Source organism: Allobosea caraganae (assembly GCF_003351345.1).
GTDB classification, from domain to species: domain Bacteria; phylum Pseudomonadota; class Alphaproteobacteria; order Rhizobiales; family Beijerinckiaceae; genus Allobosea; species Allobosea caraganae.
Map to the genome: position 1 here is coordinate 125,538 of NZ_QQTO01000042.1, position 11,824 is coordinate 137,361.

The 11,824-nt window shown below is 67.5% G+C and carries 17 protein-coding genes; 8 read left to right on the forward strand and 9 right to left on the reverse strand.

Annotated elements, in window-relative coordinates; translation table 11 throughout:
• Positions 1–118: 118 nt before the first annotated feature.
• Both DWF00_RS28850 and DWF00_RS28855 read left to right on the forward strand, forming a co-directional pair.
• A complete protein-coding gene (locus DWF00_RS28850) occupies positions 119–592 on the forward strand; it encodes a nuclear transport factor 2 family protein (RefSeq protein WP_114830851.1) in 474 nt (157 codons plus the stop codon).
• 7 nt (positions 593–599) lie between these two features.
• The gene (locus DWF00_RS28855; protein ID WP_114830850.1) at positions 600–1,172 is read left to right on the forward strand and encodes a TetR/AcrR family transcriptional regulator; all 573 of its coding nucleotides are present in this window, start codon (positions 600–602) and stop codon (positions 1,170–1,172) included.
• A 99-nt stretch (positions 1,173–1,271) separates the two neighbouring features.
• Here DWF00_RS28855 and DWF00_RS28860 read toward each other — a convergent pair whose 3' ends face one another.
• The 3 genes from DWF00_RS28860 to DWF00_RS28870 are packed head-to-tail and all read right to left on the reverse strand — an operon-like array spanning position 1,272 to position 4,351.
• Positions 1,272–2,558: an HlyC/CorC family transporter gene (locus DWF00_RS28860; protein WP_425453193.1), complete on the reverse strand. Its 1,287-nt coding sequence runs from the start codon at positions 2,556–2,558 to the stop codon at positions 1,272–1,274.
• Between the two features lie 24 nt (positions 2,559–2,582).
• On the reverse strand, positions 2,583–3,755 hold the full coding sequence (aroB, locus tag DWF00_RS28865; RefSeq protein WP_114830848.1) for a 3-dehydroquinate synthase: 1,173 nt from the start codon (positions 3,753–3,755) through the stop codon (positions 2,583–2,585).
• Between the two features lie 8 nt (positions 3,756–3,763).
• Positions 3,764–4,351, reverse strand: a complete 588-nt coding sequence (locus DWF00_RS28870; RefSeq protein WP_114830847.1) for a shikimate kinase — start codon at positions 4,349–4,351, stop codon at positions 3,764–3,766.
• A gap of 154 nt (positions 4,352–4,505) precedes the next feature.
• Between DWF00_RS28870 and DWF00_RS28875 the strand changes: the two genes are divergently transcribed.
• The 3 genes from DWF00_RS28875 to DWF00_RS28885 all read left to right on the forward strand — a co-directional run bounded on the left by DWF00_RS28875 (position 4,506) and on the right by DWF00_RS28885 (position 5,974).
• On the forward strand, positions 4,506–4,652 hold the full coding sequence (locus DWF00_RS28875; RefSeq protein ID WP_114830846.1) for a histidine kinase: 147 nt from the start codon (positions 4,506–4,508) through the stop codon (positions 4,650–4,652).
• A 10-nt stretch (positions 4,653–4,662) separates the two neighbouring features.
• On the forward strand, positions 4,663–5,589 hold the full coding sequence (locus tag DWF00_RS28880) for a site-specific tyrosine recombinase XerD (protein WP_114830845.1): 927 nt from the start codon (positions 4,663–4,665) through the stop codon (positions 5,587–5,589).
• Positions 5,590–5,683: 94 nt separating this feature from the next.
• Entirely contained in the window at positions 5,684–5,974 is a 291-nt protein-coding gene (locus tag DWF00_RS28885; protein WP_114830844.1) for a DUF1330 domain-containing protein, read from the forward strand.
• 16 nt (positions 5,975–5,990) lie between these two features.
• Here DWF00_RS28885 and ybaL read toward each other — a convergent pair whose 3' ends face one another.
• From ybaL to DWF00_RS29255, 3 genes are all read right to left on the reverse strand, one after another.
• Entirely contained in the window at positions 5,991–7,757 is a 1,767-nt protein-coding gene (ybaL, locus tag DWF00_RS28890; protein ID WP_114830843.1) for a YbaL family putative K(+) efflux transporter, read from the reverse strand.
• A gap of 281 nt (positions 7,758–8,038) precedes the next feature.
• Positions 8,039–8,359 (reverse strand): polyhydroxyalkanoic acid system family protein, encoded by a 321-nt coding sequence (locus DWF00_RS28895; RefSeq protein ID WP_114830842.1) that lies wholly within the window; start codon positions 8,357–8,359, stop codon positions 8,039–8,041.
• Between the two features lie 142 nt (positions 8,360–8,501).
• Positions 8,502–8,717, reverse strand: coding sequence for a hypothetical protein (locus tag DWF00_RS29255; RefSeq protein WP_147283744.1), 216 nt, complete (start codon positions 8,715–8,717; stop codon positions 8,502–8,504).
• Between the two features lie 191 nt (positions 8,718–8,908).
• Here DWF00_RS29255 and DWF00_RS28900 point away from each other — a divergent pair, with 191 nt between their 5' ends.
• Positions 8,909–9,532, forward strand: a complete 624-nt coding sequence (locus DWF00_RS28900; protein WP_114830841.1) for a hypothetical protein — start codon at positions 8,909–8,911, stop codon at positions 9,530–9,532.
• Between the two features lie 95 nt (positions 9,533–9,627).
• Here DWF00_RS28900 and DWF00_RS28905 read toward each other — a convergent pair whose 3' ends face one another.
• Both DWF00_RS28905 and DWF00_RS28910 read right to left on the reverse strand, forming a co-directional pair.
• Entirely contained in the window at positions 9,628–9,927 is a 300-nt protein-coding gene (locus tag DWF00_RS28905) for a hypothetical protein (protein WP_245974399.1), read from the reverse strand.
• Between the two features lie 118 nt (positions 9,928–10,045).
• Positions 10,046–10,306, reverse strand: a complete 261-nt coding sequence (locus DWF00_RS28910; RefSeq protein ID WP_114830840.1) for a hypothetical protein — start codon at positions 10,304–10,306, stop codon at positions 10,046–10,048.
• Between the two features lie 219 nt (positions 10,307–10,525).
• Between DWF00_RS28910 and DWF00_RS28915 the strand changes: the two genes are divergently transcribed.
• Both DWF00_RS28915 and DWF00_RS28920 read left to right on the forward strand, forming a co-directional pair.
• Entirely contained in the window at positions 10,526–10,837 is a 312-nt protein-coding gene (locus tag DWF00_RS28915; RefSeq protein ID WP_114830839.1) for a hypothetical protein, read from the forward strand.
• Positions 10,838–11,012: 175 nt separating this feature from the next.
• Positions 11,013–11,372 carry a hypothetical protein gene (locus tag DWF00_RS28920; protein ID WP_114830838.1) on the forward strand — a complete coding sequence of 120 codons (360 nt, stop codon included), beginning with the start codon at positions 11,013–11,015 and terminating at the stop codon, positions 11,370–11,372.
• 70 nt (positions 11,373–11,442) lie between these two features.
• Here the strand turns inward: DWF00_RS28920 and DWF00_RS28925 are convergent, their stop codons facing one another.
• Positions 11,443–11,619, reverse strand: coding sequence for a hypothetical protein (locus tag DWF00_RS28925; protein WP_181833315.1), 177 nt, complete (start codon positions 11,617–11,619; stop codon positions 11,443–11,445).
• Between the last annotated feature and the right edge of the window lie 205 nt (positions 11,620–11,824).

Genomic DNA, 11,824 nt, shown 5'->3' on the forward strand with positions numbered 1-11,824 from the left:
TCCGATGTGATCGCGGAGCTGTGAACCGCCCGTCTTCTAAGGCTGGTTGATCCTGCCGGCACACGATTGTACCAATCGGTCCTATCTTTACCAATTGGTACAAACACAGGAGAGACCGATGTCGGAATCCCGCCCGCCATTCCCGCCCTTCACCGAGGAGACCGCGGTCAAGAAGGTCCGCGGCGCCGAGGATGGCTGGAACAGCCGCAATCCCGAGCGCGTCTCGCTCGCCTACACGCCGGATTCGCTGTGGCGCAACCGCGCCGAGTTCCTGCAGGGCCGCCCGGCCATCGTCGCCTTCCTGACCCGCAAATGGGTGCGCGAGCTGGACTATCGGCTGATCAAGGAGCTCTGGGCCTTCACCGGCAATCGCATCGCCGTGCGCTTCGCCTATGAGTGGCACGATGATTCCGGCCATTGGTATCGCTCCTATGGCAACGAGAACTGGGAATTCGATGGGAACGGCCTGATGGCGCGGCGCTTCGCCTGCATCAACGACCTGCCGATCGCCGAGGCCGACCGCAAATTCCACTGGGACCAGTCCGTTCCACGCCCGGCCGACCATCCCGGCCTGAGCGATCTCGGTCTCTAGGTTTCCGATGGCGAAACGCGCCGCCGAACGTGCCGACCTGCTGCCGATCCTCGCCGAACTCTTCCGCGAATACGGCTTCGAGGCGGCGAGCCTCGCCCTGATCGGCGAGCGCACCGGCCTGGGCAAGGGCAGCCTCTATCACTTCTTCCCCGGCGGGAAGGAGGAGATGGCCAATGCCGTGCTCGACGAGATCGATGGCTGGTTCGAGCGCGAGGTCTTCAAGCCGCTGCGCGAGGAGGCCGATCCGCAGCGGGCGGTCGGAGGGATGCTGACGGCGGTTGATGCCTATTTCCGCTCGGGCCGGCGCGTCTGCCTTGTCGGCGCGTTGGCTCTGGCCGAGACGCGCAGCCGCTTCGCCGAGCGGATCAGGACTTACTTCGCCGATTGGAACGTCGCACTCACCGGCGCCTTGCAGCGGGCGGGGCACGGCGCGGTTGCTGCTGCCGCCTTGTCGGAGGAGATCCTTGCGCTGATCCAGGGTGGACTCGTGCTGGCGCGGGCTCTGGACGACCCCGCCGTTTTCGAGCGATTGCTGGCTGGTCTCAGAGTCCGGCTCGGCCAACTGCTTCCAACATCCTGACGCTTCCCCGTCATTGCGAGCGCAGCGAAGCAACCCAGGGGGACTGGGCGAGCGAGCCCCCCCGGGTTGCTTCGCTGCGCTCGCAATGACGATGGAGGTTCAAGCGGCCTCGACCTGAGGCCGCGGCAATTGCGTGATCCTCAGCGAGGTCACGCGGTTGCGGCTCTTGCGCACCACCTCGAACTTGAAGCCGTGGAAGGTGAAGGCCTGGCCGGCATCGGGGATGGTGCGCGCCTCGAAGATCACCAGCCCGGCGATGGTCGTCGCCTCCTCGTCGGGCAATTCCCAGTCCATCGCGCGGTTGAGGTCGCGGATCGGCACGCCGCCATCGACCACGACCGAGCCGTCGCTCTGCTGGCGCAGGCCGGGCACCGCGACATCATGCTCGTCGCGGATGTCGCCGACGATCTCCTCGAGGATGTCCTCGAGCGTCACCAGCCCCATCACCTCGCCATACTCGTCGACGACGAGGGCGAAATGCGTCTTGCGCGCCAGGAAGGCTTTGAGCTGGTCGGGCAGCGAGGTCGTCACCGGCACGAACCAGGGCGTGTAGGCGATCGCCGCCACGTCGAGGCTTCCCGCATCGCCGCCGGCGGCGTCGAGCGCGCGCAGCAGGTCCTTGGCATGCAGGATGCCGGTGATGTTCTCCGGCTTGCCGCGCCAGAGCGGCATGCGGGTATAAGGCGAGGCCAGCACCTCGCGCACGATCGCCTCCGGCCCGATATCGAGGTTGATCGTCCGCATCTTGGTGCGGTGGATCATCACGTCCTCGACGCCGAGCTCCTTCAGGTCGAGCAGGCCGCTGACCATGTCGCGGTCGGATTTCTTGCCCGTGCCCTCCTGGCGCATCAGGTCGACATGGTCGCGCAGCGCCTCGTCGGCCGAGAGCACCGGGCGGGCTGAATCGATCCTGCGGCCGAACAGCCGGAACAGCCGCCGTACCAGCCATTGCAGCAGCCGCGCCACCGGCCCGAGCACCGCCACCACCCAGGAGACCGGCCGCGCCAGCAACAGCGCCGCCTGATCCGGCTTGGCGATGACAGCCATGCGCGGCAATATCTCGGCGAAGGTGATGACGAGCAGCACCATGCCCAGCGCCGCATAAAGCGCCCCGACCCCGCCAAAGCGCGCCACCAGCGCATAGGTCGCGAAGGCGACCGTGCCGATCTTGACGATGATCTTGCCGAGCAGGAGCGCGCCGATCAGCTTTTCCCGATCCGCCAGCAGGCGCAGCGTTAGGGCCGCACGCCGGTCGCCCGCCTTCTCCAGCGCCGAGAGTCGGGCGCGCGAGGCCGTCGTCAGCGCCGTCTCGCTGCCGGCGAAGAAGGCCGAGAGCGCGAGGCCGACCAGCACGATCAGCTCCGCCAGCCAGGGATTGATCAGCATCAGCATGACGGCGGGTTCTGCAAATCAGGCCGCGGCCAGCTCGGTCTCGATGAAGGCCTTCACCTCCTCGGCCGCGACGCCGGGCGCGATGAAGCTCTTGCCGATGCCGCGCGCCAGGATGAAGGTCAGCACGCCGCGCTTGACCTTCTTGTCCTGGCCCATCGCCGTGACGATCTCGTCGGCGCTGCCGGCTCCCCCCGGAACCTGCGAGAGCCGGCTCGGCAGGCCGACGGCATCGAGATGCGCCGCGACGCGCACTGCATCCTGCCCTGGGCAGAGGCCGAGCCGCTGCGAGAAGCGGAAGGCGAGTGCGAGCCCGATCGCGACCGCCTCGCCATGGACGAGCCGGCTGGCGTCGTAATTGGTCAGCCGCTCCAGCGCGTGCGCGAAGGTATGGCCGAGGTTGAGCAGGGCGCGGTCGCCCTCTTCGCGCTCGTCGCGCGCCACGATCGCCGCCTTGGCCTTGCAGGAGACCGCGACCGCATGGTCGCGCTCGGGCCCGCCGGCGATGATCCGGCTCCAGTTCGCCTCGCACCAGTCGAAGAAGTCGCGGTCGTCGATCAGCCCGTACTTCACCACCTCGGCATAGCCCGCCTTGAACTCGCGCTCGCTCAGCGTGTCGAGCAGCGCGGTGTCGGCGATCACCAGCACCGGCTGATGGAAGGCGCCGATCAGGTTCTTGCCATGCGGCGAGTTGATGCCGGTCTTGCCGCCCACGGAGGAATCGACCTGCGACAGCAGGGTCGTCGGGATCTGCACGAAGCGCACGCCGCGCCTGAGCACCGCCGCCGCGAAGCCGGTGAGGTCGCCCACCACGCCGCCGCCGAAGGCGATGATGAGATCGTTGCGCTCGATCTTGGCTGAGAGCAGCGAATCGCACAGCGTGATGAAGCGCGAATAGGATTTCGAGGCTTCGCCCGGCGGGATCTCGATGCGCACCGCCGAGATGCCGGAGAGTTGCAGGCAGTGCTCGAAGGCCTGGGCGTGCAGCGCGGCGACGCGCTCGTCGGTGACCAGTGCCGCCTTGGCGCCCGGCGCCAGCGCGGCGATCAGATCCGCGGCCTCGCAGAGCTGGTGGCGGCCGATATGGATCTCGTAGCCGCGGCCTTCGAGCGCGACCGGGACCACGATGCGCGCGCCGGGGTTCTTGGTGCCCAGATTCTTGGCGCCCGTATTCTCGGCGGCGAACGGACTCATGGCGGCACTCACTGGTTCTTGGAACGCAAATAATGGTCGAGCGCGGCGAACGCATCCTCGATCACGACCTCAAGCGGATCATCGCGCGACATCAGCGTGAGATCGGCCAGAGCATAGACCGGCTCGCGCTCCGCCAGCATATTCCGCATCGTCGCCTCCGGATCGGCGGTTTGCAGCAGCGGCCGGTTCGAGCGCTTGCGCACCCGGCGCATCAGCACGTCGACCTCGGCCTTGAGCCAGATCGAGATGCCGAGCTCGGCGATGCGCTGGCGTGTCTCGTCATTCATGTAGGCGCCGCCACCGGTCGCCAGCACCAAAGGCGACCGCGTCGTCAGGATGCGGCTGATCACCCGGCGCTCGCCGTCGCGGAACTCGCTCTCGCCGCGCTGCGCGAAGATTTCGGGGATGGTCATCCCCGCAGCGGTCTCGATCTCGGTATCGGCATCGACGAAGGGCAGGCCGAGCCTGACGGCCAGCCGCCGTCCGACCGCGCTCTTGCCCGAGCCCATCATGCCGACGAGCACCACCGCGCGGCGGCCGAGCGCAGCGCGCAGCGCATCGCGGTCCATGCTCTCCACAGCCTCGGCCATCGTCATCGCAACAAATCCTTTAGCCCGGTCTAGCATGAGCGATCCTGCGACGTCATGCCCTCTGCTCGCTGCGACTGTGCATCTACTTGCATCTGTGGCCTCGCATCGTGAATAACCGGGATTGTCCTGAATCGGGACGCGTTCGAAGGATCAGCGGCCCGTGCCGACCCTGTTCAGGTTCATCGCCTTCCTCGCCATTCTCGGCGGGCTGATCTTCGGCGGCATGATTGCGCTGGTGACCTTCGTCCAGCCCGAGCCGCGCGAGATGGTCGAGATCGTGCCGCCAGCCAAGCTGCAGCCGAAATGAGCAGGCTGGAATGACCAAGCAAGCCCGCGCCCGCGTCTCGGCCTTCCTCGACATGCTTGCGGCCGAGCGGGGCGCGGCGAAAAACACGCTCGAAGCCTATGAACGCGACCTCGACGACTATCTCGAATTCATTGCCGGCAAGGGCCTCGATGGTATCGTCGCCGACGATATCCGCGCCTGGCTGGGCGATCTGGCCGCACGCGGCCTGAAGGCCTCCTCGGCGGCGCGCCGGCTCTCGGCCGTCAGGCAGTTCCACCGCTTCCTCTATACCGAAGGGCTCGCCGGCAGCGATCCATCCGCCGCGATCGAGGGCCCGCGCCAGGGCAGGCCGTTGCCCAAGGTCGTCTCGGTCGGAGATGTCGACCGGCTGATCGAGACCGCCCGCATCGCCTCCGAGCGCGAGGGACTGACGCCGACCGCACGCCTGAAGGCGCTCAGGATGCGCTGCCTGATCGAGATGCTCTACGCCACCGGCCTGCGCGTCTCCGAGCTGATCGCCCTGCCGCTCTCGGCCGCGACGACACGCGAGCGCTTCCTGGTCGTGCGCGGCAAGGGCGACAAGGACCGGCTGGTGCCGCTCAACGACGCCGCGCGCGAGGCTGCCCGCACCTATCTCGCCGCACTGAAGGATGCCGGCGCAGCCGAGGGCCGCTGGCTCTTCCCCTCCGACGGCGAGAGCGGCCACCTCACCCGGCAGGCCTTCGGCCGCGACCTCAAGCTGCTCGGCGGAGCGGCGGGTCTAGCGGCAACGCTCAGTCCGCACGTGCTGCGCCACGCCTTCGCCAGCCACCTGCTGCAGAACGGCGCCGACCTGCGCGTCGTGCAGGAGCTGCTCGGCCATGCCGACATCGCGACGACGCAGATCTACACCCATGTCCTCGACGAGCGGCTGAAGAGCATGGTGCGCGACCTGCACCCGCTGGCGGATGAAAATTAACGCCGGATCTCATGCAGTTTGGGAATGAATGAGCCCGCTCACTGTGAGAGGGTCAATCGCCTGAAAATGTCTTCAGTTTTAAAAGGGTCTCACGATGAGCAAAGCCTACTGGGTCGCGACGTACCGCTCTGTCAGCAATCCCGATGCCCTCGCGGCCTATGCGAAGCTCGCCGGCCCGGCGATCGCCGCCAGCGGCGGCCGTGTCCTGGTGCGCGGCGTGCCCGCGCTGGTCTATGAAGCCGGCCTCCAGCAGAGGACCGTGGTCATCGAGTTCGACAGCCTCGAGCAGGCCACGGCCGCGCATGACAGCCCGGCCTATCAGGAGGCGCTGGCCGCGCTCGCCGGCGGGGCCGAACGCGACATTCGCCTCATCGAGGGCGTCTAGCACTTCCCCGACCGGATCAAGCCGCGCTGGCGGGCGGGCTCCCCTCCGGTGCCTCCTCCTGCGCGGCGGCAGCTTCGGCCTCCGGCGGCTTCGGCTCGGCCCGGCACAGGGCCAGCATCGCCCGCGCGATCTCGGCCTCGCCCATGATCGTCAGCGTCGCGCCGCATTTGGTCAGGTGCTCGACCTCGGCGTCGGAATGGGCGCGGGCGACGATCGGCAAGGTCGGGTTCTCGCGCCGGGCCTGCTCGCAGACCTGCCCCGCCTCGAAGCTGCCGGGAATCGCGATGAAGAGCCGCTTGGCGCGCACGACCGCGGCCGCGCCGAGCACCTCGGGATCGGCGGCGTTGCCGATCAGCAGCTCGGCGCCGTCGCGCTCGGCAGCAGCGATCGGATCGGACTGGTCCTCGATCACCAGCAGCTTCTCGCCCTGCGCGATCAGCCCGGCGCCGAGCAGCGAGCCGACGCGGCCATAGCCGACGATGATCGTGTGACCGGTAAGCGCGGTCGGCGTGATGTCGCGCTCCGGCTCGGCTTCGGGCTCGGGCGCTGACGGAGCGGCGGGCTTGAGCTTTGCCGCCGCCTCGGCGGCGAATTTGTCGACCGCGGCGAACAGGATCGGGTTGAGCAGGATCGAGAGGATCGCGCCCGCCAGGATCAGGTCGCGGCCCTGCTCCGGCAGGATCGCCAGGGAGACGCCGAGCCCGGCCAGGATGAAGGAGAACTCGCCGATCTGGGCGAGGCTCGCCGAGATCGTCAGCGCCACCGCATTCGAGCGGCCGAAGGCGCGCACGATCAGCCAGGCCGCCAGCGACTTGCCGATCAGGATGATCGCCAGCGTCGCCAGCAGCGGCCCCGGTGCGCGCAGCAGGATGCTGGGATCAAACAGCATGCCCACGGAGACGAAGAACAGCACGGCGAAGGCGTCGCGCAGCGGCAGCGTCTCCTCCGTGGCGCGCTGGCTCAGCGGCGATTCGCTCAGGATCATGCCCGCGAAGAAGGCGCCGAGCGCGAAGGAGACGCCGAACAGGCTGGCGGCCATGAAGGCGACGCCGAGCGCGATCGCCAGCACCGCCAGCCGGAACAGCTCGCGCGAGCCGGTATGGGCGACCCAATGCAGCACCCAGGGGATGACGCGCCGCCCCACGATCAGCATGAAGGCGATGAAGGCGACGACCTTGGCCAGCGTCAGGCCGAGCACGCCCCACAGGCCGAGGTCGAACTGGGTTGCGAGCGGCCCGACGGCGCCGGGGCGGGCGCCGTTGATCGCGTCGGCCACCGCCGGGATCAGCACCAGGGCCAGCACCATCGCGAGGTCCTCGACGATGAGCCAGCCGACGGCGATCTTGCCCTTCTCGCTCTGGACCATGCGCCGCTCCTGCAGCGCGCGCAGCAGCACCACCGTGCTCGCCACCGACAGGGCCAGGCCGAAGACGAGGCCGGCAACGAGGCTCCAGCCGAGCCAAAGCCCAAGACCGAGGCCGAGCAGCGTCGCGACGCCGATCTGCACGATCGCGCCGGGAACCGCGATGGCTTTGACCGAGAGCAGGTCCTTCAGGGAAAAATGCAGGCCGACGCCGAACATCAGCAGGATGACGCCGATCTCGGCCAGTTCGTTGGCGAGGTTCTGGTCGGCGACGAAGCCCGGCGTGAACGGCCCGACCGCGACGCCGGCCAGGAGATAGCCGACCAGCGGCGAGATGCGCAGCTTCTGCGCCAGCGCGCCGAAGACGAAGGCAAGGCCGAGGCCCGCGACGAGGATGGCGATCAGCGGGCCGTGATGCATGGGTCTCCCGGAGACGTAAGGACAGGTGCGCGCGGACCTTGGCGGCTGCGACGGTGGAATTCAACCGCCGGACGGCAAAATCCGGCGGGGCGCGAACGCGTTAGGCCCCATTCGGCGCACGCCGATTGTCGCAGCTCGGAGACCGTTTGAGAATTCGCCAGCGCGAGGGGTCTGGCGCGGTCGGTCGAGAGCCGGAGCGGAGCGGACTTTTCGTCCGTGAGCACCGGAAGCACAGACGATCGCGTCGGACGCCCGCGATAGGAGAAGTATCAAGCGGTCTCTCAGGCTTTCGGCTTTTCGAGCAGGACCTGCCCCTGCTTCTCGACGCCGAGCTTCAGCTTCTCGGCGAACATGGCGAGCACCCAGGGCAGCATCACCTCGATGCGCACCAGCGCCTCCTCGACCTCGAGCTTGCCCCGCACCGTGTAGCCGAGCGCGGCGACGCCGAATTGCAGCACGTTGCCGCTCCACTCCTCCTCGACGAGCTGCATCTTCACCATACCGAGCTTGTCGCGGACGCGGTCGATACCGCCGCGCAGGCGCGCGATCGCGGCTTCGCGCCCGAGTTCATGGGAGACGGTGATGCTGACGGGCTTGGCCATGGTCCTCAGGGTGTCGTTGAACGGTGCCCTGATATTGGCTATCGCCGACCCTGATTTCCAGCGCCTGCACAGCGTGACGATGTCGTTTGGGGTTTCGGAGCCCGAGCGGGCGCGCAGCTGCCGCGCGCCAAGAAGGCTACGGTCAGCTGAACGTGCGCTCGCTCAGCGCTCTGTGGCCATGCTCGGTCACGCGCCATTGGCCGCCCTCGGGCTCGACGAAGCCGAGTTCCTTGAGGGTGAGCAGAACGGTGTCGCCGAAGATGAAGTGCCTGGTCTCTTCCTCGAGGCTTTCGAGGGCGATCCATTCCGGGTCGGTCATCGGGGGCATCAGCTGAGAAAAGGCGTGCTGTGTTTCCATGACTGTCTCCTCTTCGATCCAGATCGGACGTCAGTGGAAATCGCATCGAATCTTGGCTGCCTCATGGCCGCATGCCGGCCGCAAGAAGCCTTAGCCGGCAAGTCGGCGCAGCTTTCCGTTCCGGGGCGGAACCCTGCCCCCCGGTGCCTCGTTCATGAACCAAGTTCGCATTCACCAACGGAGGCTCCGCAATGGCGACGACCAGCAACAAATTCCCGCCCGACGTCCCGAAGGACTGGGACGAGGCCCAGGACGAAATCGGCAACGCTGCCGAGGGCTTGACCGCAAAGGCCGCCGATCTGGCCGCGCGCGCGGGCGATACCGTCAAGGACGGCTACTACCGCGCCAAGGATGCGATCGGCGACCCCGGCGAGGCGGTGCGCGAGGCCGGCCGGTATGCTCAGGACGGTAGCGAAACCGTGATCCGCGCCGTCGAGCGCCATCCCCTCGTCGCGTTCGGTCTCGGCGCCCTCAGCGTCGGGCTGATCGCCTGGGCGAGCCTGCGGCCGTCGCCGCCGCAATGGCAGCCGGATTACGGCCGCCTGCGCCAGCTGTTCTCCGACTATGGCGGCGACGATGCGCTCAAGGCCGGCGAGAGCGCCGTGAAGACCGGTCAGGGCTGGCTGCAAGCTCATAGTGGCCAGGCGCAGGACTACGCCCGCGACGGCGGCCGCTACCTCGCCAGGCGCACGGAGCGCGAGCCGCTGGCGGCCATCGTCGGCATCGGCCTCGCGGTCTATGTGATCGGCTCGCTGCTGAGCAGCGGCTCGAGCGAGCCTGAACCGCCGCGGCGGCGCAGCAGCGCGAAGCGCTGAGTTAGCAAAGAAAAACCCGATGGATCCGGGTGGATCCATCGGGTCGAAACCTTACCTCCCGAACCAGCCGAAGCCGGTTCTGGCGGCCGCTGGGATCAATACCAGTAGCCGCGGCGGCCGTAGTAACCGCGGCCGTAATACGGGCCCGAGGCCGCACCGGCGATCGCGCCGCCGATGACGCCGGCGGCGACGCCGGCCGCAACCGCGCTGCCCGCCTCGTTCGAAGCGCGGCGGTTCTCGGTGTAGTTCGCCGAACGGCACTGCTGGTAGGCCCGGCTGCCCGGACGAAAGCCCTGCGATTCGCAGGTCACTTCGGCGTCGACCATCGATTCCTGCGCGGTCTGACAACCGGCGAGTCCGATCGCCAGCAAGCTGGCGACAACAATTGCACGCATGTGGATTTCCTTCTCAGCCACCCAGATTACCGAAAACGCATAGAGGTGACTGGCACCGGGCGTCAAGATGACGTTAAGCACTAGCCTTAATAGCCGTGCTTTCGGTGCAACAAGTCCGTCAGCGAGCCTGACGTAACGGCTTCTCAACCGCCGGTTTGCCGGAGCGGGTCAGCGACGTGATCTCCAGCGCCGGCCTGCCGGACCTCTCGGCGATCAGCTGGTCCTGCTCCATGATCGCCTCGCGCGCCGGCTCGTCGCCGTCGAGCCCGCCCAGAAGGGCGTTGGGAACCCGGCGGTTGGAGGAACGCGAGCCGTCGCTGTAGAGGACGTCGAACAGCGAAAACTCCGCGTCCAGCGGTTTCGACTTCTTGCGAGCCATGATGATGTCCTTGTGCGGGGCGTGACGCGCCCGCGAGGGACCGGCCAGGGCCGGCCCCAGGTTTCGATTGGGGTGGCCACCAGATAGAGCCTGTGCGCGCCGGGTTCAATCCGGCTCTTTCTTCTCAGCCATCCACGGCGTCGATCGCCCCCGAATTTGCGGCATCGCCCTCCGATATGCGAGATGGCTGGGATCGACGGTCAGCCATGGGATGAAGCGATGCTGCTGCGACCTTTCCTGCTGCTTGCGCCTGCCTTCGCGCTCGGCGCCTGCGCAATCCCGAACTCCGCCTCCAATGCGGTGGTGGTGACCAACACCCAAAGCGTGGTCGAAACCTGCAAGCGCATCGGCGAGACCGACGGCGATGTCGGCGTCAACCAGGCGCTGCTCCTCGACCGCGCCCGCGACAGCGCGCTCAGCCGGCTGAAGATTCGGGGAGCGGAAGCCGGCGGCAGCCACGTGCTCTCCGATGTGGCCGATCTGAAATGGAAGGGGCCGAGCACCAAGGGCACCATCTATAAATGCGGCTGACCGGCAGGACGGCGCCGGCACGCTCGCCTACCTGACGCAGCGGCCTGAAAGAACAGTCGCGGCGTTGTCATCGCCCGCGTCTTTGACTCATCATGCGATGACGGGCGATTCGAGCGAGGCTGTGATGCAGGCTCTTATCCGTGCATGCTCCCTTGCGTGCATCGGGCTGGGGGGAATGGTCGCGGCGGCAAGCGCCGCGCCGATTACCATGTCATGCGCCTATGTCGACGGCACGCCGACGACCGGCAACCGCGACGTCTTCATCAACCAGATCATCATCGATCCCGACAAGCCGATGATCACCATCCGCGTCGCGCAGACGATCGGCACCACGGCGCCCTGGGAATGGGTCTATGACGACGTCAACGGCAATTCGCTGGTCGTGACCGGAGTGAAGGATGGCAGCTTCGCCGCCTCGGCTTTGCGCGCCGGCAGCGTCGCATCCTTCATCTACGCCAAGGCCTCGGGCGTGCTGATCTGGAGCTTCTCGACGCGCTATGGCGGCGAGGCCTACCGCTTCAACTGCCGGCCTTGAACGCGATCAAAAAAATGGGTCGACGGTTTGTGGCCGCCGACCGCATCTCATGCACAGCCTGAAGGGCTGATCAGCTCTTGAGCTTGGTGTTGCACTGGCTCCAGTAGCCGCCGCCCTTCTCGATCCATTTCAGGTCGCCGTTGGCGTTGCGTTCCTTGTTGGCGTTGTACTGGTCGACGCAGGTCTTCAGGCGCGCCTTGCCGGGGGTCTCGCTGGAATACTTGTCCGCGATGCTGCGCGGGAACACGGCCGGGCGGGCACGGCCGGCCGGCGCGGTCGCGGGGGCAGCGGCCGTCCGCGCGGGAGCGGTGGCGGCTCCGGTCGAGGCCGTCGCGGGTCTGGAAGGCCGCGACCAGCGCGTTGAGGCGCTGGATCTGGCTCGTGAGGGCGCTTGCCGAGGCGGCGCTCTGCTCGGCCAGGGCGGCGTTTTGCTGGGTCATCTCATCCATATG